The organism is Bradyrhizobium sp. AZCC 1588, from assembly GCF_036924735.1.
Classification (GTDB): Bacteria; Pseudomonadota; Alphaproteobacteria; order Rhizobiales; family Xanthobacteraceae; genus Bradyrhizobium.
In genome coordinates, this window is the sequence record NZ_JAZHSC010000001.1 from 218,500 (window position 1) to 244,648 (window position 26,149).

Annotated in this window: 31 protein-coding genes, 1 tRNA gene and 2 pseudogenes; 10 read left to right on the forward strand and 24 right to left on the reverse strand. The window is 60.9% G+C overall.

The genetic code is table 11. From position 1 onward, the window contains the following. Positions 1-52: 52 nt before the first annotated feature. Entirely contained in the window at positions 53-580 is a 528-nt protein-coding gene (locus V1277_RS00940; RefSeq protein ID WP_334414668.1) for a hypothetical protein, read from the reverse strand. Between the two features lie 291 nt (positions 581-871). After that, positions 872-1,323 (reverse strand): annotated as a pseudogene (locus V1277_RS00945) (PPC domain-containing DNA-binding protein). A gap of 292 nt (positions 1,324-1,615) precedes the next feature. Between V1277_RS00945 and V1277_RS00950 the strand changes: the two are divergent. Next, positions 1,616-1,954: a hypothetical protein gene (locus V1277_RS00950; protein ID WP_334414669.1), complete on the forward strand. Its 339-nt coding sequence runs from the start codon at positions 1,616-1,618 to the stop codon at positions 1,952-1,954. A 67-nt stretch (positions 1,955-2,021) separates the two neighbouring features. Here the strand turns inward: V1277_RS00950 and V1277_RS00955 are convergent, their stop codons facing one another. After that, on the reverse strand, positions 2,022-2,300 hold the full coding sequence (locus tag V1277_RS00955; RefSeq protein ID WP_334414670.1) for a hypothetical protein: 279 nt from the start codon (positions 2,298-2,300) through the stop codon (positions 2,022-2,024). A 202-nt stretch (positions 2,301-2,502) separates the two neighbouring features. On the opposite strand from V1277_RS00955, the gene V1277_RS00960 reads away from it, so the two are divergent. Next, complete coding sequence (locus tag V1277_RS00960) at positions 2,503-2,892, forward strand: hypothetical protein (RefSeq protein WP_334414671.1); 390 nt, start codon at positions 2,503-2,505, stop codon at positions 2,890-2,892. Between the two features lie 480 nt (positions 2,893-3,372). Next, positions 3,373-4,188: an alpha/beta fold hydrolase gene (locus V1277_RS00965; RefSeq protein ID WP_334414672.1), complete on the forward strand. Its 816-nt coding sequence runs from the start codon at positions 3,373-3,375 to the stop codon at positions 4,186-4,188. A gap of 989 nt (positions 4,189-5,177) precedes the next feature. On the opposite strand, the gene V1277_RS00970 is transcribed toward V1277_RS00965, so the two are convergent. Next, positions 5,178-5,717, reverse strand: a complete 540-nt coding sequence (locus V1277_RS00970; RefSeq protein ID WP_334414673.1) for a hypothetical protein — start codon at positions 5,715-5,717, stop codon at positions 5,178-5,180. A 469-nt stretch (positions 5,718-6,186) separates the two neighbouring features. Here V1277_RS00970 and V1277_RS00975 point away from each other — a divergent pair, with 469 nt between their 5' ends. Beyond that, positions 6,187-6,846, forward strand: a complete 660-nt coding sequence (locus V1277_RS00975; RefSeq protein ID WP_334414674.1) for a peroxiredoxin — start codon at positions 6,187-6,189, stop codon at positions 6,844-6,846. 137 nt (positions 6,847-6,983) lie between these two features. On the opposite strand, the gene V1277_RS00980 is transcribed toward V1277_RS00975, so the two are convergent. The 3 genes from V1277_RS00980 to V1277_RS00990 form a co-directional block, all read right to left on the reverse strand. Next, the gene (locus V1277_RS00980) at positions 6,984-8,720 is read right to left on the reverse strand and encodes a methyl-accepting chemotaxis protein (RefSeq protein ID WP_334414675.1); all 1,737 of its coding nucleotides are present in this window, start codon (positions 8,718-8,720) and stop codon (positions 6,984-6,986) included. 130 nt (positions 8,721-8,850) lie between these two features. Next, positions 8,851-9,726, reverse strand: a complete 876-nt coding sequence (locus V1277_RS00985) for a DMT family transporter (protein WP_334414676.1) — start codon at positions 9,724-9,726, stop codon at positions 8,851-8,853. A gap of 156 nt (positions 9,727-9,882) precedes the next feature. Beyond that, positions 9,883-10,329: a hypothetical protein gene (locus V1277_RS00990; protein WP_334363268.1), complete on the reverse strand. Its 447-nt coding sequence runs from the start codon at positions 10,327-10,329 to the stop codon at positions 9,883-9,885. Positions 10,330-10,659: 330 nt separating this feature from the next. Between V1277_RS00990 and V1277_RS00995 the strand changes: the two genes are divergently transcribed. Then, entirely contained in the window at positions 10,660-10,917 is a 258-nt protein-coding gene (locus V1277_RS00995; protein WP_334414677.1) for a hypothetical protein, read from the forward strand. Positions 10,918-10,966: 49 nt separating this feature from the next. Then, positions 10,967-11,043: transfer RNA gene (locus tag V1277_RS01000), tRNA-Arg, on the forward strand. Positions 11,044-11,183: 140 nt separating this feature from the next. Here V1277_RS01000 and V1277_RS01005 read toward each other — a convergent pair. After that, the gene (locus V1277_RS01005) at positions 11,184-11,942 is read right to left on the reverse strand and encodes an SDR family oxidoreductase (protein WP_334414678.1); all 759 of its coding nucleotides are present in this window, start codon (positions 11,940-11,942) and stop codon (positions 11,184-11,186) included. A gap of 359 nt (positions 11,943-12,301) precedes the next feature. Between V1277_RS01005 and V1277_RS01010 the strand changes: the two are divergent. After that, positions 12,302-12,907, forward strand: a pseudogene (locus V1277_RS01010) (LysE family translocator); the annotation flags it as partial. Positions 12,908-12,951: 44 nt separating this feature from the next. Here the strand turns inward: V1277_RS01010 and V1277_RS01015 are convergent. The 12 genes from V1277_RS01015 to V1277_RS34925 form a co-directional block, all read right to left on the reverse strand. Next, positions 12,952-13,239: a type II toxin-antitoxin system RelE/ParE family toxin gene (locus V1277_RS01015; protein ID WP_334420254.1), complete on the reverse strand. Its 288-nt coding sequence runs from the start codon at positions 13,237-13,239 to the stop codon at positions 12,952-12,954. Beyond that, positions 13,236-13,502, reverse strand: coding sequence for a CopG family ribbon-helix-helix protein (locus V1277_RS01020; protein WP_334374686.1), 267 nt, complete (start codon positions 13,500-13,502; stop codon positions 13,236-13,238). Before V1277_RS01020 ends, V1277_RS01015 begins: the two co-directional genes overlap by 4 nt. A 522-nt stretch (positions 13,503-14,024) precedes the next feature. Further along, positions 14,025-15,119, reverse strand: a complete 1,095-nt coding sequence (locus V1277_RS01025; protein ID WP_334414679.1) for a hypothetical protein — start codon at positions 15,117-15,119, stop codon at positions 14,025-14,027. Beyond that, positions 15,116-16,009, reverse strand: a complete 894-nt coding sequence (locus tag V1277_RS01030) for a hypothetical protein (protein ID WP_334414680.1) — start codon at positions 16,007-16,009, stop codon at positions 15,116-15,118. Before V1277_RS01030 ends, V1277_RS01025 begins: the two co-directional genes overlap by 4 nt. Positions 16,010-16,055: 46 nt before the next feature. Continuing rightward, complete coding sequence (locus tag V1277_RS01035; RefSeq protein ID WP_334414681.1) at positions 16,056-16,667, reverse strand: toxin-activating lysine-acyltransferase; 612 nt, start codon at positions 16,665-16,667, stop codon at positions 16,056-16,058. Continuing rightward, positions 16,619-17,236 carry a dihydrofolate reductase family protein gene (locus V1277_RS01040; protein ID WP_334414682.1) on the reverse strand — a complete coding sequence of 206 codons (618 nt, stop codon included), beginning with the start codon at positions 17,234-17,236 and terminating at the stop codon, positions 16,619-16,621. Before V1277_RS01040 ends, V1277_RS01035 begins: the two co-directional genes overlap by 49 nt. A gap of 17 nt (positions 17,237-17,253) precedes the next feature. Then, entirely contained in the window at positions 17,254-17,745 is a 492-nt protein-coding gene (locus V1277_RS01045; protein WP_334414683.1) for an SRPBCC family protein, read from the reverse strand. 110 nt (positions 17,746-17,855) lie between these two features. Beyond that, complete coding sequence (locus V1277_RS01050) at positions 17,856-18,209, reverse strand: ArsR/SmtB family transcription factor (RefSeq protein WP_334414684.1); 354 nt, start codon at positions 18,207-18,209, stop codon at positions 17,856-17,858. 666 nt (positions 18,210-18,875) lie between these two features. Then, positions 18,876-19,379 carry a GNAT family N-acetyltransferase gene (locus V1277_RS01055; RefSeq protein WP_334414685.1) on the reverse strand — a complete coding sequence of 168 codons (504 nt, stop codon included), beginning with the start codon at positions 19,377-19,379 and terminating at the stop codon, positions 18,876-18,878. Positions 19,380-19,967: 588 nt separating this feature from the next. Continuing rightward, entirely contained in the window at positions 19,968-20,312 is a 345-nt protein-coding gene (locus tag V1277_RS01060) for a hypothetical protein (protein WP_334414686.1), read from the reverse strand. Between the two features lie 303 nt (positions 20,313-20,615). Continuing rightward, the gene (locus V1277_RS01065; RefSeq protein WP_334414687.1) at positions 20,616-21,572 is read right to left on the reverse strand and encodes an alpha/beta hydrolase; all 957 of its coding nucleotides are present in this window, start codon (positions 21,570-21,572) and stop codon (positions 20,616-20,618) included. 506 nt (positions 21,573-22,078) lie between these two features. Then, on the reverse strand, positions 22,079-22,372 hold the full coding sequence (locus V1277_RS34925) for a cupin domain-containing protein (protein WP_442894435.1): 294 nt from the start codon (positions 22,370-22,372) through the stop codon (positions 22,079-22,081). A 234-nt stretch (positions 22,373-22,606) separates the two neighbouring features. Between V1277_RS34925 and V1277_RS01070 the strand changes: the two genes are divergently transcribed. Continuing rightward, positions 22,607-22,981 carry a hypothetical protein gene (locus tag V1277_RS01070; protein WP_028345462.1) on the forward strand — a complete coding sequence of 125 codons (375 nt, stop codon included), beginning with the start codon at positions 22,607-22,609 and terminating at the stop codon, positions 22,979-22,981. Between the two features lie 13 nt (positions 22,982-22,994). Here the strand turns inward: V1277_RS01070 and V1277_RS01075 are convergent, their stop codons facing one another. From V1277_RS01075 to V1277_RS01085, 3 genes are all read right to left on the reverse strand, one after another. Then, a complete protein-coding gene (locus V1277_RS01075) occupies positions 22,995-23,483 on the reverse strand; it encodes a hypothetical protein (RefSeq protein ID WP_334414688.1) in 489 nt (162 codons plus the stop codon). A 138-nt stretch (positions 23,484-23,621) separates the two neighbouring features. Then, positions 23,622-24,224, reverse strand: coding sequence for a hypothetical protein (locus V1277_RS01080; RefSeq protein WP_334414689.1), 603 nt, complete (start codon positions 24,222-24,224; stop codon positions 23,622-23,624). Between the two features lie 10 nt (positions 24,225-24,234). After that, positions 24,235-24,372 (reverse strand): hypothetical protein, encoded by a 138-nt coding sequence (locus V1277_RS01085; RefSeq protein ID WP_334414690.1) that lies wholly within the window; start codon positions 24,370-24,372, stop codon positions 24,235-24,237. Positions 24,373-24,517: 145 nt separating this feature from the next. Here V1277_RS01085 and V1277_RS01090 point away from each other — a divergent pair, with 145 nt between their 5' ends. Beyond that, positions 24,518-24,901, forward strand: coding sequence for a VOC family protein (locus V1277_RS01090; RefSeq protein ID WP_334420255.1), 384 nt, complete (start codon positions 24,518-24,520; stop codon positions 24,899-24,901). A gap of 154 nt (positions 24,902-25,055) precedes the next feature. On the opposite strand, the gene V1277_RS01095 is transcribed toward V1277_RS01090, so the two are convergent. After that, positions 25,056-25,487 (reverse strand): hypothetical protein, encoded by a 432-nt coding sequence (locus tag V1277_RS01095; protein WP_334414691.1) that lies wholly within the window; start codon positions 25,485-25,487, stop codon positions 25,056-25,058. A 235-nt stretch (positions 25,488-25,722) separates the two neighbouring features. Here V1277_RS01095 and V1277_RS01100 point away from each other — a divergent pair, with 235 nt between their 5' ends. Further along, a complete protein-coding gene (locus V1277_RS01100; RefSeq protein WP_334377114.1) occupies positions 25,723-26,073 on the forward strand; it encodes a GrlR family regulatory protein in 351 nt (116 codons plus the stop codon). Positions 26,074-26,149 lie beyond the last annotated feature (76 nt).

Here is a 26,149-nt window from a genome sequence, read left to right on the forward strand (position 1 = left end):
CCAAGGCGGCGTTAGCAAAATGAGTTATCGGGAGGTTAAAGCGGCCGCCGAATCAGGCGGATTCCGCCATCTCGTCTTCCTTGAGACTGCACTCGATCAGAGCCCCGTCGATCGTGAACTTCGAAAACAGCGAGCCCGGCGTCGACGCCTGCAGCGCCGCAAAGAACTGCGAGTCTCCGGGACTGCGCAGGAAAAACCGGATGTGGCTCGCCGACATCGTATCCCTCGACAGCCATACGATGCCCGAGAACAGCGCCACCATCGTCTGGGCGTACTGACGGGCATCGGCGATGCCGAGTTCGTAAACCGGCGACACCACGATAAAGCGCGCGCGGAGGATGGGATCCGGAAATTTGCTCATCATCAGGCGGCTGACCTGGCAGGCCGCATGGATGCGCTCGCCGTCTGACAGGCAGTACAGACTCGGGTGATCGCCTTCCTTGGTCAACCCGTCATAGGCCGCATAGCTTCCCGTCGAAAAAGTCGAAAAGTCCTCGCCGACGCTTTCGGCGTCCTTCTTCCACTGGCCCTTGATCGACCGCCAGGACCTGTCCGGCTCTTTCATCGGCAGAAGGCGCATGACTAACCAGAGGTTAAATGCAGAAGTTGATGCCGGCATTTTACGGGCAGCGGCTAAACGTTTGCTTACGCTGGCGCCCGGTGCGCAAATAATTTCTTCGACCCGCGAAACTACTACCTCGGCGATCGTTTTGCTGCCGTGTCTCCTTACGGTCTCGAACTCCGGCGGGAGCTATGAGACTCTGCGCCGGAAGTCGAAACAGATTGCCAAGGTGCTACCTGGGCGCCGAGGAGCATGGGCTGACAACATGGGACCGAATGAGTTGGTTCCTAAAGGCGCTCGTCGGATGCGCTACCCGCCCCCCGCCGCAAGATCGATCAGGGCGATGCCGAGGTCGGGCCTCTTCTTGCGTCGAAGCGCTGCCGGCGCTTCGGTCAAGATCACTTCGAGCGTCGGCCTGACGGTTGCTGCCAGCAGATGACCGCCGCGGGTCGAGCCATCGGCAAGGCCGAGCACGACGTGAACGTGCAGGCTGGGCTTGCCGTCATCGCCGGCGGCTACGTCGCCGATCGCGCTGAGGACTTCGCACTGTTCGTCGACCTCGATCTTCCGGTAGTTCTTTGCGACGACGTCGAACCAGCCGACCGTCGCCTGTTCGAAGGCGCCGATCGCTGTCAGCGAGGCTGCAAAAATCCCGGATTCGGCTGCGAACGGGTGAGCGCGGCAAACGCCTCCTCGCCGGTGTCCAGAATGACGACGTGAACCTGCGCCTCATCGTCGGCGCCGATACGTTTGCTCTTCATGGCGACCTCGCAAATGGCGGTCAGTTCTGTCCTGGTCAATCGGCTCTACAGGGCATCGTTCCCGAAGAGCCGGGATCGCCCCAGCTCACGACCGCGAGCATCGATGGATTTCAGTGCGCCAAAATGCCCGATTACCCGGCTGCGAAACCATGGTGCGTTTTGCTGATTGAGCGCCTTGGCAAAACAGAAGCTGGAACTGAAACCTCACATCCGTTTGAAGCGAACCGATCACGATATCGGAACGGTCGCAGGCGCCTCCGGTTGGCTCCTATAAGTGCAACGGAGACAACTCATGAACTTGAAGCTCCTAGCCGCAGCGGCGGTTCTTTCGACCGCGGTCGCGGCGCCGGCACTGGCGCAGGATGCTCACGGACGGTCGGATGCCATCCGTAAGCCGCAAACCCAGGACCGGGTTTATCATCGCCACAGCGGATTCTGGCCGGGTGAGATAGCCGCCGGCGTGGTCGGCGGCGCGATTGGCACGGCCGGCGCGATTGCGACAGCGCCATTCCGAAACGACGTCTACGCCTACAATTATGGTTACGGGCCGCGCTACTACAATAGCGGCTTCGTCTGTCAACCCGGAACGACATTCATCGGTGGAGACGGCCGGCGCCATATCTGTCAGTAGCTAACAACGAGCACTGGAGAAGAGTCGGTCCAACACCGCCTCTTCTCTCGTTTAGCGATTGCTTCATTTAGCGATTGCCTGAAATCTTCTTTCCAGGCGGATCGCCGCCGCGGTCGACCCGGCTCACGTGCTGGGCACGCTCCTTGTCCTTGGGTTGCTCCTGTCCCCGCTGATCACGGACGATGCCCTGATCATCGCTGCCATCGGACGATACGGGATCAGTCGGTTCGGGCTCCGTCGCTTGCCGATGTTGCTCCCGACCTTCCCGGACCAGCAGGTCGTCGCCGAGCATTTGCCCGATGATCTGTTTGGTCTGAGCCTCGACCTTCTCATGAAACTTGCTCATGGCGGGCCTCCTTCCATCGAAGAACGATGTCAGGCTCCAATGTTTCCATGTGTTTCCAAACAGGATTTGCCGGCCCCGGCCAATGCTCCGCGACTCGGAGGCCGGTTCCGCACAAATGTAACAATCCTGTCGCAGAGCAAAACTAACCGGGAGGCGACGGGGAAATAACCCCGCCGCATGGATCTGACTACCCGATGAGCCAATGACCCTTATGGATATCGAACTTCACGAGGCCTTCGTCGCGCATCTTCAGAAGCAGGGATTGGCAGGCTTCCTCATTGGGGAGATTGGCACGTCGCATGACTTGGTAGACCTTAAGCGGCTTTTCGCGGAGCGCATTCAGAATATTCTCGCGATCTTTCAGCATGACTTGTCCTGTAAATCCAAATTGGTGTTGATAATGAACTGCTCAGGCCGCCATGACGAGTTTGATCTGGCCGTCTTCAAGCTTTCCGGCCGCGAGCGCGTCGCGCGCCATCTTTTCGATAACAGGCCAATTTGCGAGAAGAAATTTTTGCGCCAGAGCCTTGGTCGGCAGCTCGGTTTGCAGAACGCAGCGCTGCCGCGCAGTTCCGTTCGCGATCTGAAATGACACCGCTTGCGGCCCCTCGATGATCTCTTGTTCGGTGGGCTTGGCAGCTATCCGCATCCGCTATTCCTTTTTTGAGCGTTCGATTAGGTCAGGCTGTCGGGATCGACATTAGAAACCGCGCCTGGTGTGTTTCTTGGCTATTGCGAATGAGCGGCGGCTAGCTAGGACTGATCGTCCTCGGCCTCCGGGGCGCGTTTCGGCTTGTGATCCGCGATTGGCTGCGTATTGCGCACCGCCTCGGTCAGCATCTGGCGCAACTCATCCTTTGTCATCGATGGTTGCCGCGTGGTTGACGATTTCCATTGTGCCATAGACTTCATATGGGGTGCCAGAGCGAGAATTAAACCCTATGACTCGCTGAATCCGCGGACAATGCGGTTCGGCATACTCGCCGCATCCGCACTTGTAACGATTGTGTCGCTTAACTCGAGGAATAGATTGAGATGAAACTCCGTGACGAGAGGTAGCGCAGATACTAGAATGGAAAAGATAACGTCCGGTCATGCGACATTGGCCGCTGAGGTCTTGGGAAGTGGCGATCCTGTCGTATTCCTGCACGCGAACATCGCAGATAGTCGTATGTGGGCGGCTCAGATGCTTGCTGTCAGCGCGAGCAATAAAGCGATCGCCTATGATCGTCGTGGATTTGGCCAAACTTTCGCGAACGAAGAGAATTTCTCAGCCGTTGGCGATTTGATGACAGTAATCGGCGCCCTGTCGGATGATAGGTCGGTGATCTTGGTGGGCTGCTCACAAGGAGGCTTGATCGCGATCGATGCGGCTCTCCAGCAGCCCGCAAAAATTCGCGCGTTGATACTTGTCGCCCCCTCCGTGACTGGCGCTCCTCCGCCGGCATCTCCGCCAGCGGTCAAAGCTCTGCTAGACCAAATGAGGGATGCGGAAAGTCAGAAAGATTTGGATCGCCTGAACTTGATCAAAGCGCGGATATTCCTGGACGGCGCCTTGGCGGCCGAAGGGCGCGTCGCGGGCGCGCCTCGCGAACTCTTCTTGGAAATGCACGGCCATGCGCTCCGACTGCCACCTGCCGGAAGGGATCTCGGCGCGCCGCCAAATTACGAGCGGATGCGCGAGATTGCGAAGCCAACACTCGTTATGTGGGGGAACCTTGACCTCCCGTATGTTCAAGAACGGGCTCTCCATGTCGCATCTACTATTCCCAAAGCTGAGCAGCATGATTTGAAAGATACAGCGCATCTTCCGAGCTTGGATCGCCCTGAAGAACTGTCGCGCTTGATCGTAGCTTTCATTGACAAGCTCTCTCGTTCATCTGGTTAATCCGTTTGCTCGGCGACCGCTCTACCTATGCGTACAGCGGAGCCAGCGAGCGATCTGGCTGTTAATCTCCTTGAGAATTGGTTTGACCTGATCGAAGTCGATGCGTGGGCTCGGTCGCACCAATCGTGCGACGAATGCCCATTTTCGGCCAGATGAGCCACAAGGTGCGACCGGCAAGTCATTGATTGTTCTTAACCCGTGGCTGACTCTCGCCATGAGTGCCCGACAGGCAGATCACTTCTGATTTTCAGAAATCGTGTCAAGCTCCGGAAACAAAAATATTCCGCTTCACTTGCAGGGCAAATCAGTCGCATAACTCCGCTCGTCTCGTCGCAGATGAGGGGCGTTGGCCATCGTCACGAACGCGCGGTGAGATGCGATGGACGCGGATGGCGCGATAGACGTACGCGCCTGAAACGTACGGTGAAGTCGTGTGGTTCTGGCGCCGCGGTGCTGGCGTTAAGTTGGCGGGAAGTGTCCCGCCGATGACGGAGGCAAGAAAGCCGTTCTCCGGGAAGAGCACGAAGTAAGCCGTAAAGCCATTGCGCAGGGAAGGCCGGAGTGTTTCCGCTGTACCTGTATGCTCGTGTGCGTCTTTTGCTATGCGCAACGGCACACGAGACCTCGGGTGCAGCTAGCACCCGGTCTTCCCTGCGCCCTCTGCTTGGAGAGGGCGGGAAGTTTCAGGCAAACCTCGCGCAGATGATGCGGCGAGATCGCGAACGCATATTCAGCCGTCATCGCCCGGCTTGCCGCCTCCGCTAAAGCTTCGGCGCGCCAGCACGGCAAAGTCTCGGCGAAGCCTTTGGCGAAGCCCCGGACCGGGTGACCCAATATTCCAGAGACAGCAGTGATTGAACCGATAGGCCGCAGCGTACTGGATCCCCCGCATGCGCAGGGGATGACACCAGAGGACCGACGCAGGACTTCAAAACAAAAACGGCGGGCACTACCCCGCCGCCTTGAAAACCGATGATCGCCAAATGAACCTACAGCAGCCCCATGTCCAGCATGCCCGGCAGTTGCGCGAGCGGCAGCGCGGCGGCGCCGACGAGGGTAGCGACCAGCGCCGCAAGGCGATGGTTGCTGTGGCGCTTGCCGCGCATCTGGCTGGCAATCCATTCCAGCACCTTGGTGTCGATGTTGGCGGCCTTCACCGGCGCCCAGCTCTCGATCGGCGTATCCGGCGACAGCGCGACCGTGCGCGGCGGCACCGGCAGGCCGGATTCGGAAGCGGCATGGTGGGCGACCGCCTTGGCGAGCAGATCGTCGAAACGACCGTCGTCGGTACGTTCCGCAGCCGCATCGCTGATTTCGAACAGCGCTTCGATTTCAGCGCGGCTCACCGGCTCATGCTCGATGGCGCTCACGGTGAGGATGCGCGCGCACCAGGCGGCGTCATCGGCATCGAGTGCACGGGAGAAATGGATACGGCCCTTGGTCGTTGGGCCTTCGCCAGTAATCACGCCGTCGCGCACGATGGTGAGCGCATGAGCAGCGGTCTTGCGGCAGGATGGTTGGAGGGACATTTCAGTGGTCGCGGCAGACATAGTTGCACTTCTCAATTTCAATTCCAGTCCAGCATTTCCATACGGGCCATGAACGAGCGGTTAACGATTCGAAACCCGCATTCCTTGATTTTTACATGGTTGCCAATTGGTCGCTGTGAGGTCGGTCACGGTTCAGACCAAATGCACTCCCTGGTGCAAAGCGGCCGGCGTGATGCGGGCCATAAAAGGCAATATCGGGGCAGCGACGGCAAAAAAGCGGAACGGTTGTGAAAACAAAAGGATGGCTCCCAAACCAGGCTTCCACCATCGAATGCAGGCCCGCCGGTTCTTTTCGTCGCAGAGGCGCGGACCAAAAGAAGATGCTAGGAATTCCGGGCTCGCGGAGAAGGATCTCACCTTTTACGCTAACCGGTTCACTTAACCGCTTCAGACTCCTATAATGTTAAAGGCAATTTTCCCTGTAACTTGAATAACATGAGGTGAAACCATGGCACTCCCAATTGGCGCAACCGCCCCCGATTTCGAAGCTGAGACCACGGAAGGGAAAATCAAATTCCACGACTGGATCGGTAATAACTGGGCGCTTTTGTTCTCGCATCCGAAGGATTTCACGCCGGTTTGCACCACCGAACTCGGCGCTCTCGCGAAGTTGAAGCCGGAGTTCGACAAGCGCGGCGTCAAGCTGATGGGATTGAGCGTCGATCCTGTCGACCGGCATTCGAAATGGTCCGAGGACATCAAGGAGACGCAGGGCGCGGCACCGAACTATCCGATGATTGGCGATACCGACTATAACGTCTCCAAGCTTTACGAGATGCTGCCGGCTTCGACCTCGGGCGATCCCCTCACCCGCACGCCTGCGGACAACCAGACCGTCCGCAACGCGATCGTGATCGGCCCCGACAAGAAGATCAAGCTGACGATCGTCTATCCGATGACCACGGGCCGCAACTTCCAGGAGATCCTGCGCGCGATCGACTCGCTGCAGCTGACCGCAAAGCATCGCGTCGCCACGCCGGCCGACTGGAAGCAGGGCGAAGACGTCATCATAGCGGGCTCGGTGTCTGACGACGAGGCGAAGACGATCTATCCGGCCGGCTGGAAGGCACCGAAGCCCTATATCCGGATCGTGCCGCAACCGAAGTGACGGTTGCGAAAGCAATCGCAACCGTCATCCCGGGGCGATGCGCAAGCATCGAACCCGGGATCTCGAGATTCCGGGTCTGGTGCTAGCGCACCATCCCGGAATGACGGACCAAGTCGTAGCCCGCCGCCACGCTTCCGTCAGGCGGCGCGGACGCGGTCGAGGAATTTTTCCACCTCGGCCTTCAGGTGCAGGCTTTCGCTCGACAGATTCTGTGCAGAGGCAAACATCCGGCTCGAGGTTTCGCCGGTCTCGTCGGCGCCCTGCGCGGCGTTGCGGATGTTGGCCGCAACATCGGCCGTGCCGCTCGCCGCCGCGCGCACGCTCTGCGCGATGTTCTGGGTCGCGCCGCGCTGCTGCTCGACGGCCGCCGAGATCGAGGTGGCGATATCACTGATGCGCTCGATGGTCTGGCCGATTGCCTTGATCGCGCTGACCGACTCTTCGGTCGCAAGCTGCATGCTGCCGATCTGGCTGGAAATCTCTTCCGTCGCCTTCGCGGTCTGACCGGCGAGGCTCTTGACCTCCTGCGCCACCACGGCAAAGCCGCGGCCGGCATCGCCTGCCCGCGCCGCCTCGATGGTGGCGTTGAGCGCCAGGAGGTTGGTCTGCTCGGCGATCGAGGTGATCAGCTTCACCACGTCGCCGATCCGGGCGCCGGCTTCCGACAATTCGTTGATGCGCTGGTCGGTGGCGGCGGCCTGCTTGACGGCGTCGGCTGCGATGCCGTTCGATTCCTGGACCCGGCGGGTGATTTCGGCGATCGAGCTGGAGAGCTCGTCGGAGGCCGCCGCCGCGGTGCGGACATGCTCGGAGGCGGTCTCAGACGCGCCGGCCGACTTGCCGGACAGGCTTGCGGTCGTCCGCGCGGTGTCGGTGAGCTGGCGGGCCACGCGCTCGAATTCGCTGGACGAGCTCAGCACCTTGTCGAGGATGCCGCCAATGCCGGTCTGGAACTCGTCGACGAAGCCGCGCAATTCCGCCTTGCGCTGCTCGGCCGCGGCCGCGGCAGCCGCGGTCTGTTCGTCGCGCATACGCCGACGCTCGACCGAATTGTTCTTGAAGACCGCAAGCGTACGCGCAATCTCGCCGATCTCGTCCGTCCGGTCGTCGCAGTCGATTTCGACGTCGGCGTTGCCGTTGGCGATTGCGGTAAGCGAGGCCGTGACCGACGTCAGCGGCTTGGTCACCCGCCGCACGATCAGCATGGTCAGCATCATCACCAGCAGCGCGGCAATGCCGGCTGCGATCGCCATGTTCTGAATGGCATGCGACAGCATGCTCTCGTAGTGAGCCATGGGAATGCCGACATACAGCAGCCCGATCACCTTGCCGGCCGAATTCACGATCGGGTAGTAGGCCGTCATGAACGTCTTGCCGAACAGCGTTGCCGGGCCGCGGTAGGCCTCTCCGCGGCGCACCACCGCCTGCCCGGGATGGTCGGCCGCGAGCTGAGTGCCGACGGCGCGATCGCCGTTCTCCTTCTTCACATTGGTGGTGCGGCGGACGAACTGGTTGCTGGCGTCGTCATAGACGAAAAGCGTCGCGTTGCCGCCGGCATAGCCCACCGCGCGATCGACAATTGCGTGGTCCTTGAACTCGGGCATCTTCGGAATTTCGGCCCGGGCGACCGCCCCATCCTTGATGGTGATCTTGGCGTCGCTATAGGTCTCGGCAAATGCCAGACCCAGCGTGCGCAGGTTGACCTCGATGTCCCGTAGCGCCCGGTCGCCGAATTCGGAAGTCAGCGACCAATGGGCCGCCCCGACCACGAGCGCGGTATTCACCGCGATCAGGAGGATCGCACAGATGACAGCCTTGGTACCGAGGCGCAGCTTGAGCGCCGGCAGGAACTTTCCAGTGGATTGCGTGGTCATGACGAGAAATCCCCCAAATCGCGCCCAATCTGACCCGTTTTGCTTACGATCGCCTTAATGGGCACAACCCAGGGAAAATACTGATATGTCTCATGAAATTTATACGTGCAGGAAGGCCGAGCGCTCTACTTCAAACTGAGCGGCGGTTGACCACCAGCACGGCCGCCGCGCAGGCGGCCATGCCGGCGATCGAGACCGCGTCCAGCCGCTCGCCGAACAGCACATAGGCCATCAGCGACGTCACCGCGGGCACCAGATAGAACAGGCTCGCTACCGACGTCGCGGCCGAGCGCCGGATCAACCAATAGAGCAGCCCGATCGATCCGATCGATAGCACGACCGCAAGCCAGGCCAGCGCCAGGATGAACTCGGTGGTCCAATGCACCTCGTTGGTCTCGAACAGCCATGCGCCGAGACCGAAGAAGATCGTCACCGCGACGTATTGCACGAGATTGCCGGACCGCCAGTCGATCGCGCTGCAGTAGCGCCGCTGGTACAGCGTGCCGAGTGTGATGCTGATTAGCGAGATGGCCGAGGCGAGCCATCCCCAGCCCGCCTCTCCGCTCATCGGCCTGTCGTGCAGGATCAGCACGACGCCGGCGAGCCCGAGCAGCAATCCGCTCCATTGCAGCGGCGTAACGCGCTCGCCGAGCCAGCGGCTCGCAAGCGTCGAGGTGAGGATCGGCTGCAGGCCCGGAATCAAAGCCGAGAGCCCAGCCGGAATCGAATGTGCGATCGCGATCGCCGTACCGCCGAGATAGATGCCGTGCACGAGAATGCCAGCGACGGCGCTGTGCGCGATGCCGATGCGATCTGGCCAGCGCGGCCGCGCGACCGCGACGATGATCGCCATCAGTCCGACCACGCACGCCATTCGGATCGCGAGATAGGTCAGCGGCTCGGCGCTGTTCAGCACATATTTGGTGCCGATGAAGCCCGTGCTCCAGAGCACGACGAAGATCGCCGGCGCCGCGCGCGCGGCAATTTTTTCGAAGTCGCCAGTCATTTGCCGCCCCTGTTGCCCGATCGCATGTTGTGCGGCAAGGATTGGTCACGCGGGACCGCCGGCGCGACTTCAGATATCGAAGAACGAATTTGTAAAGCGCGGCCCTATCGCGGCATAGTCACGTTCCAGGGGCTTGCGAGATAGGTAACGGGGCGATCACCACTCTTCCGGACAGGGATCGACGATCCTCCAGAGCTCGCGGCCGTTCCTGATCTTCTTCATCTCGGTGGTGAGCCCGCCGTTGCGGCGGATCCAGTCCTTCACCGTTTCCGGATAATAGGACATCAGGTCTGACGTCCCTTCAGCACTCGTGACCTTGATGCCGAAAGTGAAGGCCTTGTCGTAATAGGCCTGGTGGAAACCAACGCTCGCCTTCGGCGTGACGCAGATCTTGTTCATCGGCACGATGCCGAACACCAGCGTGCAGGCCGAGTTGCAGATGCCGTCGATGATGACGCGCTCCTTGCGGTCGCGGATGCGCTTGTACTTGGCCTTGTACTCCTCGACATAACCGCCGTGGTCGCGCGTGATATGCAGGTCGGCGCGCGCCGGGCTCGCGACCAGGACCGAGAGGGACAGCAAGGCAAGAGACGTGATGCGCATGGGTCGATCGGGAACCGGGTAGCCTTTGTCAGACGGGGATAGGTCGGCCCTTGAAGTCTGACCGGACAGAACTCTGGCCGGACTGTGTTGGGAATTCGTTAAGCATCCCTTGAGGCCAAAAATGGGCGCGTTAGGATGGCTTTCCGCAGCATTTCTGCCCGATTCTCCTAGAATGGGACGCTGGATCAGCAAAAATGGCAGGGGTTACGGGCTTCGATCGAATCACAGCTCAGGCTTCTATCTTGTTGTTTTAACGCGCTTTCTTCGCACGAATTTCTGCCCGTTCAGATCGAATCACTACAGTTTCAGTGGGACTTCCGGAGAATCGAAATGACCAAAGCAAAGTTTTTCGTTGCCGCCGCCCTCCTCTCCGCCGCGGCCCTCGCCCCAAACCTGGCGGACGCCCGCCATAATCGGCACCACTTGCACAATTGGGGCCTGCCTTACCCCATCAGCTTCCTGCACAATTACGGGCCCGGCCCGCAGCCCGGCACCTTCGCCTATTACGACGGCCCCTCCACTGTCCTCTGCCGCCAGGGCGCAGCCGCCTATATCGGCCAGGACCGCCGGCGGCATCCCTGCTACTAGCTTCCGCTGCTGGCCCTGCCGAGCTAAGTCTGATATCGGCAGACCGCAGGCGCTCGTAGCTCAGCTGGATAGAGCATCGGATTTCGATTCCGAGGGTCGGGAGTTCGAATCTCTCCGAGCGCGCCATTCCAGAATACGCTGTTTACGCCAAACGCCGCCGATATCGCGCCGGAAAGCTCGGTGTTCTGCGGCCGCAGTGTGCGCAGCGTGCATCGCTGTAACGCCGCAGCCAACTCCTCGAAACTGGCAAGCGGCCCGCTCCAAATCTACAACGCCCGCCGCACCGCGCCGCCGTCGACCGGGATCGCAGCGCCGTTGATGTAGCGGGCGAGCGGAGAGGCCAGGAACGCTACGAGATGGCCGACGTCATAGGGCTCGCCGAAATAGCCGGCAGGAATGTTCTGCTTGATGTAATCGGCCCGCGACTGCTCCGTCGGATGCAACTTCAGGATCTGCGCCGTATTGATGCGCCCCGGCGCGATCGTGTTGACCGTGATCCCGTACGCGCCGAGCTCGAACGCCAGCGTCCGTGACCAACTCGCCAGCGCCGCCTTGGCGGGGGCCGCGGCATTGAGCCTCGGCGCAACCAGTGCCCCGGAAATGCTGATGATCCGCCCCCAGCGCTCCGCCTTCATCGCGGGAATGACGAGATCGGTCAGCCGCCGCGCCGCCATGAAGTTGAGAGCGAACGACTCCTCCCAATAGCTGTCATCCGCTTCGTCGGTGATCGGTCTCGCCCCACCAGCGCTATTGACGAGGATGTCGATGCGACCACCGAGTGCCGCCGCTGCCTGGGCCGCGATTTGGGCTGGCCCGCTCTTGGCGCCGACGTCCCCGACCACGATCGCCGGCCGTCCACCCGCACGAGAAGCGAGCGTATCGGCAACCATTTCGAGCGTCGCCAGCGTGCGCCCGCTGATCGCCACCCGCACGCCCGCGTCGGCAAGCGCTTCCGCCACACCGCTTCCGATGCCGCCGCTTGCGGCTGTAACGAGAGCGGTTTTGCCGGTGAGATTGAGATTCATTGTCCCTCCGATCCGTGTCGGGTTGTTGTGCCGAACTCCCACGCTGTGGCGGGCCGTGTGATCGGCGAGTTCTTTATCCCCTCAGATAGCCAGTTTGCGGGCCAGCACGTCGGGCCGCGAAATGCAAGACGCTCCGTCATGGTCGGCCACCGCGTTTTTCGAATTGACACTACTCGAAATCGATAGCGGACGAGAAGGCGGACATGGCAATAGTCACGCGAATGAACCAGAGCGCGTATTTCGCAGGCTAGGTTCGCCACCTCCAAAGCGGAAATTCCCGGAGCAATGCTCGGCTACGATCTCAACGTGGTATATGGACGCGAGTGGGCAGGACAGCTGAGCAACACCGCAACTGATCGATGAGGAGCCATCGCGTGGACGGCATTGGAGTATTGCTGAGCATTGCCGTTGTTCAACTCCTGGATGCTGCCAGCCCTGGCCCCAAATTCATGATCGTGTCTAGCGCGTCGATAGCCGGTTCTCGGCGTTTGGGGTTGCTGGCGGTCTGCGGTGTCCTGCTGGCGACGATGGCGTGGGCCCTGCTGGCGGCCATCGGCCTTGGGGTAGTCATTGCGCGCAATCCGGCGATTTACACTGCCTTGCAGGTGGCTGGCGCTTCTTATCTGGTCTGGCTTGGCGTCAGGATGCTCATGACCGCGCTGCGCCAGCGGGAGACCCTGGCGAATCATCAATATCTACCGGTGTCGGCGCGGGAAGCTGTGCGATCCGGTTTCCTGGCGAATATCCTGAACCCCAAATCGATGGCGTACTACTCCAGCATCTTTGTCGTGATGCTGCCGTCCGATGCGTCGTGCTGGCTTTTCGCCGCGGCGGTTGGAACGGCGCTCGGGGTGTCGGCAATCTGGTGGATGAGCGTAGTTCTATTCTTCGCGTCGAACCCGATCCGCCAAGCCTACAAGCGCGCGCGCCGATGGATTGATGCAGTGATGGGCGTAGTTCTCATCGGCCTCGGTGCCGGTATCCAAGCGCGGCGGTGTGCTGACACGTCTCAAAAAGCGTCGGGCCACCGGCGTGCACTGTGGAAGACCCGCAGGACTTGGATCGTGTTGCCGACCAGACGGTACGGCACGATGTATGGCGTCCTCGGGATCACGAACTCCCGCGTCCCCGGAACTCGACCCGGCCGCCCCATTTCGGGGCTATTGGGAAGTAACGTCTCAACATTGCGGATGATATGGAGCGCAACTCGTTGCGCCGCCGCAGGATCGTCCTGCGCGATGTAAGCCCGCAACGCCGCGAGGTCGGCAATCGCCTCTGGCGACCAGATGGGGTTCATGAACTCTTGGGCGCCGGTTTCTCGCTTACGCTTCCCCAAGAAGCGACCCAATCCTTAACCTGGTCGTGCGGAATCCCCTCGCCGCGATCGAGCGAGGCGATAGCGCGCTTGATACCGGCCACCTGCCATTCATTGATTTCGAGATATTCGTTGATGGCCTCGGCGGCGAGAAAGGAACGACTGCGACCAGTACTCTTGGCCAATCGCTCCAGCCGCTTCTTCACGCCCGTATCGACGCGCACCGTAAAGGTTGTCGACTTCATGAGAGACCCTGTGTGAGTGGTTGTGTACGGTTGTGTACAATATAGTACTGACATCGGAGATGCACAATCGAGACCTCACGGACTTCCTGCGAAAATCATGAAGGGAACCGGGCGCGAAGCGGAGCACGAGATCGCGGTCCATCGCAGTCTCGCCGGCTTGAGCGCATGATCGGCTACTCCTTCATAGCGCCACGGCGAAGCAATAGTGCCCATCTTCATCGGCCGTGGTGCGCCAGTCACATCGCAGCGTGAGCGGCGCGATGAAACGCCGAGAACAATTTGCACTCAATCGAAATAAGAACCAGCCTTCGCGACGGTGTTCGCATTGATCAAAACGCACCGACGATGGATCCGGCGCGTTTAGATCAAACCGCGCGTCCGGCGCAGGCACCTTCATGATTCGACAGAAATGAGATGCGAACGATCTTCTGCGTCCCATGGTTGTCGCGCGTACAGGCGAGAATCTGAGGGCCTGCATTGCCCGGTTGAGGTCACGCCTCAAGTTGCCGGAGCGCTGGAAGATCAGACCGGGCAATCGCAAGGTCGCGTTTCTGCGGCCCTGCAATTGCGGTTCGTCCTGAGGCTCATCAGGCGAAGAAGTCCATCGGCCGCGATGTTTCGGCCTTGCCGCCAGTTGAGATCGGCCTCACCAACCTTGGAACCGAACGCGGACATATCCTGGCGCATCAGTGCGAGGAGTTGGTCCGCATCGCCTATGGTGGGCGGATGCGCGCCCCGGGTGTCGGCACGACCAGCAGTCGTCGAGCCATTGTCGCTAGCGCCAGCATATGAAGGGGGTGCCCGATCACCTGCGGTAATCGCTCCTCCGGGCATGTCCGCAAGCGCCCGCCCATGCGCGGTCTGCCCGAGCCAATCGCCGATCGAACCCGGGAGGCCCGCGGCCAGAGTTTCAAGCGCCGAAGCCAGGCTGTTGACCGGTGCCTCTGGGAAGCGCGGTACGGCGGCCGCCGGCGGCTGCGGGGCGGACGCGTGGGTCAGCGCTGCATCCACATATTCCATCGTGGTGCCATCGGTGCGGGTGTACAGCCCACGATTGACGATCGCCGTGCTGCCGAATGCCCATGCAGCTTCCGTTGCGGATGCCACAAGGTTGATCGAGCGCACATTCGCTTCCAGCAGCGACAGGATCTCCGCGTTTTGGGCAATGCCATCGCCATTGCGGTCCTGCCACACCCGGAAGTCCGAGAACCTGACATCATTGGTCGCGAGGACACCGTCTCCATTCCTGTCGAACGCGCGCAGGCCCTCAAGATCGGAGTGGGCGCCCGCGACGTCGTCGATGAAGCTCAGCTCCGCAATGCCGCTCACGGTGCCATTGCGGTCGCGGTCGAGGAACAGGAAGGCTTCCGTAGCACCGATCCAGCTGGTGTCGTCGGCAATCCCGTCACCGTCGATGTCGAACATCGCCGAGGACTGGGTAGCGGTCTTCGTCTCGACGCCCATGCCATCCAGATCGAGGATGATCGGCGCGGCGAGGGTCACGGTCTCGCCGTTGCGGAAGATGAGCTTCTCGATGCTCGATAGCGTATCGACCCCATCGTTGCCGTTCGCCGTCGTCTGGTTGTCGGTGACCTGGATGGTACCGGCCGTCGTCACGATCGAGTAGGTCGACCCGACGCCGTTGTAATAGGCCGTATCCGTGCCATCGCCGCCATTGATCGTGTCATTCCGGCCGTGAACAGATTCTCGATCACGCCGGCATCAACAAGAACCGTACTAGGTGCAGCGCTCACGATTCCGTCTCCCAGAAGCCAGCAAAGTCGAACCTGGTTAGAAACCGACGCACCTGCTCTTCGTCGCTGATGTCTATTCCGTTCTCCACCAGGGCCATGATCGGCTCCCAGAACCGTGGCTTCGAAGACAGCCCTCGTCTTCGCAAATAGTCTTCGCAAATACTTGTAGGGAATGTGCTCAAGCGCATCCCGGGCCGGGCCCCACACGGTACGATCATGGTAGTCGCCGCCGACCTCTTTCATTGCGTCGATCGCTCTTCGCGCGGCGTGATTGAAATTCGGCTCCGAGGAGGCTTCCTTGAGAATTTGATAGTACTCTTGGAATGTTATCTTGGGGGATACCCAGCTATCCTGATGCCTGACTATGTCGTGCCGAATTTCGCTGGGAACCGCGTTCCTGGCGATTTCCCTTTGCACGCCCTCGTCGTCGACGCTCCGATAGATCCCGCCAGCTATCCGACGCGCCATCGCAATTGTAAGGCAGGTGTTGCAGAGCCTCGCCAGATGCCGCCGATTTGATGGTTCGAGTATCGTTCGATCAAATTCGGATTCTGACTCGAAATACTTCGCCTTGAAACGCTCCATAAACGGTTGTGCGCTGACGAAATCAAAAAGAGCGCCCTCGTCCTCGTCGGAAAGCGGTGCGGTCTCGCCCGCGCCTCGGACAATCCTGCTCATTGCAGGATCGTTCAGAATGGCGCTCACCGCGTCGGTGATATCTCGAACCAAAGTATCGTCGGTGTGCTGGCTCATGCTGTTGCCATCATCTCATTTGAACTGATGCCCACGAAGTCACCGATCACGCTCCCTTGCCCCCTGCCTCCCCCACCGGCCGCACCTTCATCTTCTCCAGCACTGCCGGATCGACGAGCTGGCTGACGATCGGGTGGATCCGCACAGGCTTGTCCTTCACCACCTGCTTGAAGTTGGCGAGCACGGCGGTGGCGACCTTTTGCGAGGGGGCGATGACGTCGAGCAGCCAAGTGGTCTCGCCGCTGGTCCAGTCATCGGCCTTGAGGCGGATCGGAAACACGCGGGCCTGGATCTGTTCGCGGATCTTGGCGTCGACCTCTTCGGACACGCTGGCCCAGATCGCGATGCCGGCGGTCTCCTCGACCTTGCCCTCGCCGCCCGCCTTGGCGATGGCGATGCGGTCGCGAGTCATCGGCTCGACGACGAGATGCATGACGTCGGCCAGGGTCTGGTTGCGGTAGCGCGGCAGGTTCAGCATCGCGAGGACCACCTCGCCGACGCCAGCCTGAATCTTCGTCTTGAACGCGCTGATCTGCGCCAGCAACTCCGGATCGAGCGCGCGATCCGTCGGGCTCGCCTGCTCGGCCGCAGCCCCGCCGTTGATCCCGTTCAGCGCCGGCTTGCCGGCTGCCGCCTTCTCGTTCGCATTCTTCGCCACAGGCCTGTCCTCCCGCAAGTTTCAATCCGCCCAACGGGGCGTGTCGTGATCATTGGGGATGTGAGCCTGCCGCAGCGGCCTGCGGCCCGTCCGGGCCGCCGATGTGCCGGCACGAGAAAACCGTTCACCCGCATGGTTCCACGCGCCTCGCCCTCCCCATTCGACCTGACCGGCCGAAACGGGAAAACAGGCGTATTGTTCCTGTCGTAGGTGTCGGAAACAGCCCCACTGCCGTCCTCCGCCTTGAGACCCCTGACCGCCTCGACCGCATCGCCCTTCAGGAGTCGCGTGGTGTTCCACGTCGCCTTGTCGAGCGTGCGGGTCGCTACCGCCTTTTCGACCGAGTTCATCATGTCGGCCACCACCCCGGTCGCTGTGGCCCAGTGGCTGGCCATGCCCTCATAGGTCCGCCGTCCGAAAAGCAGCGTGCCGATCTCCCTGCCCTGCTCGAGCGAGAACGCCTCCAACTCGTCTCCCCAGATCGTCTCAAGGAAGCCGAGGTCCCACGGGCTCTTACCCTCGAAATAGCCGTCGAGCGTCATCACGTTCCAAACCACCAAACGTCTCATTGCGTCTCTCCTCTGCTTCAGCCCTTCAGGGCATCGACATGGCGCGCGAGCTTTTCGAGCGTCTGGTAACCATATTCGACTGCACCGAAGCCGATGCCCGCGTCGCGCTGCGCTTTGGTTGGATGCAACTGACGCAATGTGATCACGGTCTTGCTATCGCCCTGTTCGTCGAACGTGATGGTTGTCCGGAACCGCCCCGGATCGTCATCGCTGTCCGCTCCGTGATCGAACTCGATCAATGTCGGTGGTTCAATACGACGAAATTGCATCCGGCTGGGGAAGAGCTGACCATCAGGCGCGATCATGTCGAAGCGCCACAGACCGCCGACACATATGTCGATCTCCTTGGTCTCGATTTTATAACCGGTTGGCCCGAACCAGCTCGGCAGATGTTTCGAGTCAGTCCAGGCAGAAAACACAACGTCGCGTCGCGCATCAATTACCCGCGAGAGAACGATTTCGCGATCGAGCGCCCATTGCGAAAGCGCGGCGTTGGTGGAAGAGGTCATGATCAAATCCTTTGATTGGGATGGGCATGTGACGGTGGTGTCAACGACGCTTTCGAACTCCCGGAGATCGTGGCCGCAGCGAGGGGGCGCCCGCCGTTTGCGGAATTCAATTATTTCAACCTTCGCTTCCGGGACTTCTTCTCAATTGTCTTCACATAGGCCTCGAGCCGATCCAGGCGTGCCTCCCAAACCGCACGCTGCTCGGCCAGCCAACGTTCAGCATCGATCATGGCGGCCGGCTTCAACCGGCAGGTGCGAACGCGCCCACTCTTCTGAGATTCCACGAGACCGACGGCCTCAAGCACCCGGACGTGCTTCATAAGGCTCGGCAGCGCCATGTCGAATGGTTCGGCGAGCTCCCCGATCGAGGCCTCGCCCTCGCCCAGACGCTCAAGGAGCGCTCTTCTGGTTGGGTCCGCAAGCGCGCCGAACACAAGGTCGAGACTCGATGATAAGTTATCCATACGGCTAACTATATTTGCGCGCCGAGGGGCTGTCAATAATAGTTATCCGTCTGGCTTACTAATTGTGCGGAAGGAGGCGCCGCCTGTGACGACGTAAGCTAGCGAATTGCCGAACGCTCGGTTTTTTTGGAAGCCGCAGCCCAATCATATGCTCGATGACGGTAGCATCGCTGCTACGCGGGACCGCTGGACGACGAGCATTCGCCGGTCACGGACCGAACGAACTGGGGCCGACGAAGCCGCCGTGCTCAGCAGATGGTCGTAATGGTTTTGGCGTGCCTGGATATTCGCGGTCGGAATTGCGCGTCGTTGGCGAGAATATCAGAGTGCGGAAGCGGAAACGTAGTTATCACTTTCATCAACGCTGGAGCGCCATTTCTAGGCCAGAGCACGCCACGACGCGCTGGAGCAAACCGCCTCTTGGCGCTAAGGACTGGTGTGCTGGCCTAGATTGCCAACGTGAACAAATGCGGGATCAACGCTAAGCGCCGAAACGATGGCGCTGCCTGTATGTCCACGACCGCCAGCGACCACGATTTTGTAAGGCGCCGTCATTTTTCCCTCATATCGGGAAAGCCAGGTAAAGCGGCAGTTCGCGTTGCGACCTTTGCGACGTAGCAGGACAGGACCATATGCTTCTATTCCTGGCGCGAGAGCCGCGGATTGTCATTTGCGGTCGCCATTACGGCGCCACAGGAGATAGCGGACGGTCTTCGTTCCATCGTCGATAGTTGCCCTTCCGACTTCTCGAAAACCTTGCGCTGAATGAAATCTATCTGACTCGGGATTCGGCGGTTGCACGTTGACCTCGCAGACAATGCAGTTGTGGCCACGCTCCTCAGCTCGCGTGAACAGGTCGGCGTACAGTATCCGAGCCAGACCCTGGCCTCGGCGCTCCTTGGCGACGACGACACGGTCGACGTACAGAAACCGGTCGTAGCGGCTCCGAAACCATTTGAAGTGGATGCCGTCGTAGTCGTCTGTCTGCTCGAACGCCAGAAGGAACGCCTGACCAGGCTCAATGAACGTCGCGATGCTCGCGGAGCCAATCATTCGTTCGAACCGCTCCGCCGATAGTAATGATGTCTCGCGGGCGCTTGCATTGTTCAGACAAAGCAATGCGTTACGTGGCGAACGGGGACCATGAAGGTCGAGAACCTCTGGAAGCAATTTGCCTCCTCTGTTGATCGGTTCCGGAAGATAGCATCACGGGGATGGGGCGGCCAGTCGCAAGGACTGCCAACTGACCTCACCCCATGCTGCACCACACCCGCTCAGACGGGCGCCGTAATAAGCCAAGCGGCATACCGCGATCAGGAACAAATCCAGATGATCGCGACCGCAATCGGAATACCCAAACCAAGTGCGCCGAAAATCGCCGGGACGAAATCGGACAGCAGGCGTGCGCCAGATGATGACATGACGTTGCTCCTTGGAGCCCCGCGAGCCTCTGCTCGCCCCCAAGATGAACGGTCAATTGCGCCTTCGGATTACGGTCCTTGGCGACTCTCTATGAAGCGGCAATGCTGGGGCGTTATGGTTAACAAGTGGTTAATCGAGACAAGGATAAGTTTGCAGACCGCGCCTTGAAGGCGCGCCGCTTGATCGTGAATCGTGTGCCGGCGCTGCCCACGTCGCTTTGACCAAATTCCGAAAGAGCGCCTCGCCGGCATCGTCGGCTGCTCCCGGTCTGGTACCGCCCGCCTTCAAGGAGTGGCGCCCATTCGACGCCACTCCTTTCAGCGGCGCATGCGCCGATCAGAACGAGCAGCCATAGGCCGTGAGCGATGCCTTCGTTGCGTCCAGGGTCTGCTTGCAGGTCGCTTCCATGGTCGCCTTGGTCGACGGATTCTTGGCCATGTCGACCCACGCCTTGCGCGTCTGGTCGATCTGCGTCTTGTACATCGCGCGCTGTGCCTCGGGGACCTTGGAGACGACGCAGGCGTCGTATTTGGTCAGGAAGTCGTCGCAGGAAGCGATGCCCGTGCTCTGCGCGTGAGCCGTAGTGACGCCCGCGAGCAAGGCGACGCCCGCCGCGAGTGATAGCACCTGTCGACGGTTCGCGCTCGAACCTGCCTCGGCCTTGGATGTTGCTTGACGCATGATTTTTATTCCTCTGTAACAACTGAACAATTGGATCACCGGCAAGGCCTGCTGTCGCCCAGATCTCCCCGATCGACTCGCAAAGCATCGTGCGCCGACAACCGGTCGGCGTTGCGCACGTTGAGCAATTCAAGCGTTGAGTAGTTCGAGGCGAGACGGGCACCACGGTGCCGGCCACGAATAAATGTTCCGTCAATTTGGCGAGATTATGGGTGACAACACGGTGACGTTGTGATGGCCGCTTGCCGGCGATGGACGGGCGCTATCATGTTGTCGTGCGATGCCGCTGCGCCGAAGCCGAGCTCACGCGGCCGAGGTATCGATCGAGCGGCGTATCACCTTGCGTACCTCGGCATTGGATAGAAACAGATCGTGGTTGATGATGCCCCAGCCTGAATCGGAGGCATCGATGACGCGCACGCCGAGTTGCTCGATGGTGGCCTTCTCGGCGGCGCCGACCCGCGTCATTCCACCGGCCAATCGTCCCGACAACGCAAGCGCGCGATCATTCGTCGAGGCGACGACGGTGATCTTGCGGGTGAGCGGTCCGATGTTCTGGGTCGCCGAAGAGAACACATCCATATCGATGTCCGGTGAGGCGAACACCACGGCCCCGATCTTGCCGGCAACGCTGTCGCCATATCGCGCATAGAGCTGACGCAGCCCTTCGAGGGTCAGCATGGTGCCCATGCTGTGCGCGACGATGTGAACGCGGCCGACGCTCGGGGCAGTGGCGAGGGAATGCAGCACGCGCTCGAAGGCATCGCGGGAGTACATCGCGCTATCGCGGTCATAGGCGTAATCGAACAGTCCCGCCTTGGACGGCCAGGAGAACACCATCGTCTGACCGCGGAATCTGATGCCGTCGGCGAGGTGCGCGGCATCGAGCGCCGCCGTTTCGAACGTCTGCTTGAAACCGTGCACGTAGATCAGCACGTCCGAGCCGCCGCTGGTTTGCCCGAGAAGATCACCGACCTCTCCCGATACCGGCTCCACCGTATCGAGACGCCAATCGCCAAGTCCGGCTGCGGCGAGCGAGAAACGATTCTCGTCGGGCGGCACCAGCTTCGCCCGTGCCACGATCATCTTCGAAGCCCGCTCCGGCCCGAACCACGGTTTCGCGCGCCCGCCACTCACCGGCTTGCGCGTGGTTGCGACGAGCAATGTCGGCTCCACCGAGAGCGACGAAGCGTCGTAACGCGCGCCCGTCGCGCCAAGGCTGGCGCATCCGCCGAGCGCAAGCGCGCTGGCCGAAGACACAATTCCGCGCAGGAATGCGCGGCGCGACCTAAAAGTCTCGTTTTGCTGCAAATGTCGGATGATCACGTAGGACCTTTGGGAACATTGCCCCGTAGCACCGCCCCCGCACGTCTCCTGAATTAGGATGGCGAGAAAAGGGCGGGCCGATCGCTGACACGGATGGTTCCGGTTCCGTCGCGATTCTGTGATCGCGGGCCGGCGCGACGAAACCATTCTGCTCCGCCGCGAAGCGCTCCGGAAACAAAGAGCCGCTAGGGTCCCAAGATCAAACAAGGGGTTAGATCATGTTGGTATCGGTCCTCAACCTCATCTATCGCGAATTTCTCAAGCGTGCCCTTCCCGGCATGGCAATACAGGGAGGAAGGCCATGACCGAGGTCGTGACGGCATTCCTCGTCTTCGTCAGCATCGGCATATTCCTGGCCCACGCATTTGACGCCTATCGCCTACGCTAGACCTGCACCTGAACCCCACTGATGCGATTGTTCGCGAGATCAGGCGGGGTTTTCAGGGACGCAAAACGCGCTCTCCCCAACGGGCCCCATCCTTTGGGACGATGATCACGTCGCGGTCGGGGAATTTTCCGAACAGTCCCACCGCTGGCCGAGATTCGTGGCGAGGACATCCTTGGGATTTGCCGCGATCCATTGCGACAGATGGTCTCGTAGATGCCGCATTGAATCCGATCAGGATGCGCGCGGGTCCGCTGCCGACATTCTCGATCGAGTGGCCATAGCCGCGCGGAATGTAGCCGACGTCGCCCTTCTGCAATCGCTCGGTCTGGTAGCGCCGCCTCGCCATGGACGACGCCAATGCAGCGTCCGCAGCGCACCTGCAACAAACGTCAGGGCCCGGCTGCTCCCGCCAGACCGTCGCAGGTCTCAATTGAATGGCTATTAAATCAACGGGTTAGACAGACGCTCGGGGATGATGCTAGAGAACGCAGGCGCCCAGCGGGACTTTCGATTCCGAGGGTCGGGAGTTGTGGTCTCCCCAGCGGCGCTGGTTCAGCTTACGGCTATTCGGACATTTCATATGAGAAAGATCATCCTGACGCTGGCGATCCTGTATCCGGCGGCGGCGCTGGCTCAGGGAACGAGTACCCCGGCCGGCCCGGCCAATCCTCCCACCATTGGCGGCAAACCGCTGGTTGTGGTCGGGGCGAAGAATCCGACGGCGGGCAAGAAAGAAAAGCCGTTGTCGGTCGCCCAAAAGTTGCAGGCCTGCCAGGACATCGACGACGCGACCAAGGAACGCCTGAATTGCTACGACGCCATTTATGCGCCACAGCCCAAACCAAAGGCGCCGGCGGCGAAGGGCGTCAATGACTGCCGCTTCGTCAAGGAGGAAGACGAACGGTTGACCTGCTACAATGGCTTTGCGGACAAGATTCCGAAGCTACCGCGCTAAATCAGGCGGGCGCTTACCAGGTGTTCCAGCTCGGGCCGCCGAAGAAGCCAAATTGTGACTGCTGCGCGACCCGCATTTGCGGCGGCTGCGCGAACTGCATCGACGGCGGACGGCTTCTTGCCACCTTGCGCTTGCGCTGGACCGGCGGCTCCGGCTTCTTCGCCTCCGCCGGGACGTACTGGGCAAACGTCTCCCGCGCTCGGGCCTGAGCGGCGTCGGCCGAGGCAGGCGCTGCGGCAGGCGCGGACGGCGCAACGGCTTGGGCGGTCACGGACGGCGGCGGAACAATGGTCGGAATGTTGGTGTCAAAGACCACCCGCTCCGGCAGCTTCTGGTCGGAACGAATGCGCACTATGGTCTTGTCGGCCGAAGAAACGGTCTTGTCGACCGAAGAAACGGCCTGGCTGGCCACGACCGCCTGTTGTGGGACAAACGCATCGATCGCCAACAACAGCGCGAGCAGCACTCCGCCGACAAACAGGAAATAACGCGCCACAGGCATAGGTCTTACTCCCCCGCGCGAACGGCGCGCGGTTCAATCGCCCAACGGGCCATATAGCGTTTAGTTCCTGCTCAACTTGCAAGGTTCAAAGGCGCAGGTCACATTTTGGAGATGAAAGGTGAGTTCGGCCGCACAGGGCTAAGCGCGGCTGGCCGTCACCAGCGAACATTTCGCCTTATTCGCGTGGACGTTGACGAACCCAACCAGCATGCCTGCGTATCGCTTCCGGCTCTTCATGTTCACGGTATCGGGAATGATCCGCCTGCGGGCGGTCAGATGGCTGCCGTCCCGGCGGATGAAATTGCAGGCGATCTCGATATCCCTCACCGCGTAGTCATTGGTGTTGCGAAGCGTGAAGGTCACCAGCGCCTTCGAGCCGAGCCCGCCCCTTCGCCATGACTGCGAGATGATTTTCAGGCCGTCGAGCGGCGACGTGGCAGAGACAACCGTCTCTGGCGGCGCGATGTCGAGAGGCGCCGCGGCGCCAACCGCCTGGTTGGGATCGGTAGAAACTGCTGCCAGCCCCGGGCTCAGCAGGGGCGCTTGAGTCGCGGCCGGATCATCCGTGCGGGAAATGCCTTGCGTGACGCCGGCAACTTCAGACGGCGTCGGCGCCAAATGGCTTTCGGCATCGCTCGCTTGCGGGAGCATCAACCATATGGCGCATCCAACGATAGCGATCGCCGGCAGCACGGCAAGCCGCGCTTCGATTTTTCCGAACGACCACCCGGCGATTCTCATATCCTCGCCCTCACCCGGCAGCGTCGGCGATTGCCGTGCCGCGCATGAAAAAAGCCATACGGGCGTTTTCCCGTACGGCTTCTATCACGACCGCCGCTGTACGGATCCCGCCGCCGTCAACAATCATCCAGGGCAGGAATGGTTTCATGCCACCTCGACAATATTGCGGCGGCGGTGCAAGGCTTGCAGGGTAAGGCTTGCAGGATAGAGTTGTGGATTGGCTGGCGGCTTCATTGCCGCGCGACGCAACCGACCTTCAGCGCCGCAACAACAATAATGGGAGACCGATCGAGATGCCGACCGTTACCTGGGACCATGTGCACTTGCGCAGCCCCGATCCCGAAGCGACTGCCGCCTGGCTGGAAGACATTCTGGGCGGCGAGATCGTCCGCGCCCCGGGGCGGCTCGACGTCAAACTCGGCGGCGCCAACGTATTCATCGCACCCGTTGCCGCCAGCGACGGCGTCAACCCGCCACCGGTGACGCCCTATCAGGGGCTCGATCATTTTGGCCTGACGGTGAAAGACATCGACGCGGTCGCCGCCGAGATCAAGGCCAAGGGCGTCGAGTTCACGAAGGAGCCGACCACCATACGTCCTGGCGTTCGCATCTGCTTCATCCGTGGGCCGCAGGGCATTTCGATCGAACTGCTCGAACGCGACAAGAAATATACATGAGCGCCATTTGATTTGATCCTCATGGCGAGGAGCGCGGCACGCGCGTCTCCGGACGATGCTGCGCATCGCCAGGCGAACCATGAGGCCACAGGCGGGCCTACATCCTTCGAGATGCCGCTGGCGCGCCTCACAAGGATGAGGGACTGATAGTCGCTCACGTCATCGATCCTGGCATGAAGCAGCGAATGCTCAATCCCTGATAGCCGCGGATCGGCCAGACCATGGTTCGCCCTACCCGGTTCGGCTCGGTGATGACGGCATCTTCAGGCACGTCGTGCCACTGGCCGACGATGCGAACGCGGTAGTGCCCGCCTTTTGATTCCCAATCCACGTCGCTGACGGCGCTGCCGTCGGCGTCGGAACAGCACGGTCCCTTTCCGCTCCTTAGGCTGTCGAACCACTGCTTCAGCGGTGAGTTGGCATAACGGCCGTCAAGATCGCGGGCTTCGCTGGGAGCCGAAGCCAACGGCGACATCAGCAACACGCTGCCGATGATCAGCGACTCTCTCCAGCGGTCCAGACGATGGCGGCTATTCGCTGCGTATCGATGCGGCACGTGGCCGCCTGAATTCATCCAGTTGGTCACCTGTTTCTCTTGCTCCAGCACCCGCCGGCCGGTGCAAGGCAACTATGCATTTCGCGGGCCAACTCGAGTCGGTCCTCCGCACGTCATTCTCGTGTCACCTCCGAGCAGCATGCTCCAGATTTGCATCCTGTACGGGAATTGGCAGGCAACCTGACGCGTTGACGGTGCAGGCCACGCTTTGGCATAACTCCTTGACCGGCTTTCCGTGGGCGCGGACGCCGGCATCTGGGACGCCATGAAGAACGGGCTCTATTCGATCCACGTCACCCTGCTGGATGGGCGCACCGGCAAGGGCAGCGGCGTTATTCTGTTCCGGGATGGCCAGATTCTCGGCGGCGACGCCTATCTGTTTTACACCGGCAGCTACACCGTGAAGGGCGACACCTTCAAGGGCGAGGTCCTGGTGCAGCGTCACACCACCCCGCGCGACAACGACAATCCGCTGTTCGGCGGCCCCAGCCCGGTTGGCATCGGCGTGTCCGGAACCTTCACCGACACCCGCGGCAGCATGAATGGAACCGCGCTCGTCGGCAAAGCGAGCCAGATCTTCGGCGCCACCTTGCACAAATTGGCTGATATCGACTAGAGCCCGGTTCTGATTGAATCAGAATCGGGCTCTAGATTCTTGTTTTGACGCGTTTTCTTGACGCGAACCGGTGTCC

Coding starts and splice junctions, on each gene's coding strand:
- V1277_RS00940 (WP_334414668.1), bottom strand. CDS start 580: ATGCGCCTTCTGCCGATGAAAGAGCCGGACAGGTCCTGGCGGTCGATC.
- V1277_RS00950 (WP_334414669.1), top strand. CDS start 1,616: ATGAACTTGAAGCTCCTAGCCGCAGCGGCGGTTCTTTCGACCGCGGTC.
- V1277_RS00955 (WP_334414670.1), bottom strand. CDS start 2,300: ATGAGCAAGTTTCATGAGAAGGTCGAGGCTCAGACCAAACAGATCATC.
- V1277_RS00960 (WP_334414671.1), top strand. CDS start 2,503: ATGACCCTTATGGATATCGAACTTCACGAGGCCTTCGTCGCGCATCTT.
- V1277_RS00965 (WP_334414672.1), top strand. CDS start 3,373: ATGGAAAAGATAACGTCCGGTCATGCGACATTGGCCGCTGAGGTCTTG.
- V1277_RS00970 (WP_334414673.1), bottom strand. CDS start 5,717: ATGTCCCTCCAACCATCCTGCCGCAAGACCGCTGCTCATGCGCTCACC.
- V1277_RS00975 (WP_334414674.1), top strand. CDS start 6,187: ATGGCACTCCCAATTGGCGCAACCGCCCCCGATTTCGAAGCTGAGACC.
- V1277_RS00980 (WP_334414675.1), bottom strand. CDS start 8,720: ATGACCACGCAATCCACTGGAAAGTTCCTGCCGGCGCTCAAGCTGCGC.
- V1277_RS00985 (WP_334414676.1), bottom strand. CDS start 9,726: ATGACTGGCGACTTCGAAAAAATTGCCGCGCGCGCGGCGCCGGCGATC.
- V1277_RS00990 (WP_334363268.1), bottom strand. CDS start 10,329: ATGCGCATCACGTCTCTTGCCTTGCTGTCCCTCTCGGTCCTGGTCGCG.
- V1277_RS00995 (WP_334414677.1), top strand. CDS start 10,660: ATGACCAAAGCAAAGTTTTTCGTTGCCGCCGCCCTCCTCTCCGCCGCG.
- V1277_RS01005 (WP_334414678.1), bottom strand. CDS start 11,942: ATGAATCTCAATCTCACCGGCAAAACCGCTCTCGTTACAGCCGCAAGC.
- V1277_RS01015 (WP_334420254.1), bottom strand. CDS start 13,239: ATGAACCCCATCTGGTCGCCAGAGGCGATTGCCGACCTCGCGGCGTTG.
- V1277_RS01020 (WP_334374686.1), bottom strand. CDS start 13,502: ATGAAGTCGACAACCTTTACGGTGCGCGTCGATACGGGCGTGAAGAAG.
- V1277_RS01030 (WP_334414680.1), bottom strand. CDS start 16,009: ATGAGCCAGCACACCGACGATACTTTGGTTCGAGATATCACCGACGCG.
- V1277_RS01040 (WP_334414682.1), bottom strand. CDS start 17,236: ATGAGACGTTTGGTGGTTTGGAACGTGATGACGCTCGACGGCTATTTC.
- V1277_RS01045 (WP_334414683.1), bottom strand. CDS start 17,745: ATGACCTCTTCCACCAACGCCGCGCTTTCGCAATGGGCGCTCGATCGC.
- V1277_RS01050 (WP_334414684.1), bottom strand. CDS start 18,209: ATGGATAACTTATCATCGAGTCTCGACCTTGTGTTCGGCGCGCTTGCG.
- V1277_RS01060 (WP_334414686.1), bottom strand. CDS start 20,312: ATGCGTCAAGCAACATCCAAGGCCGAGGCAGGTTCGAGCGCGAACCGT.
- V1277_RS34925 (WP_442894435.1), bottom strand. CDS start 22,372: ATGGCGAGGCGGCGCTACCAGACCGAGCGATTGCAGAAGGGCGACGTC.
- V1277_RS01070 (WP_028345462.1), top strand. CDS start 22,607: ATGAGAAAGATCATCCTGACGCTGGCGATCCTGTATCCGGCGGCGGCG.
- V1277_RS01075 (WP_334414688.1), bottom strand. CDS start 23,483: ATGCCTGTGGCGCGTTATTTCCTGTTTGTCGGCGGAGTGCTGCTCGCG.
- V1277_RS01080 (WP_334414689.1), bottom strand. CDS start 24,224: ATGAGAATCGCCGGGTGGTCGTTCGGAAAAATCGAAGCGCGGCTTGCC.
- V1277_RS01085 (WP_334414690.1), bottom strand. CDS start 24,372: ATGAAACCATTCCTGCCCTGGATGATTGTTGACGGCGGCGGGATCCGT.
- V1277_RS01090 (WP_334420255.1), top strand. CDS start 24,518: ATGCCGACCGTTACCTGGGACCATGTGCACTTGCGCAGCCCCGATCCC.
- V1277_RS01100 (WP_334377114.1), top strand. CDS start 25,723: ATGAAGAACGGGCTCTATTCGATCCACGTCACCCTGCTGGATGGGCGC.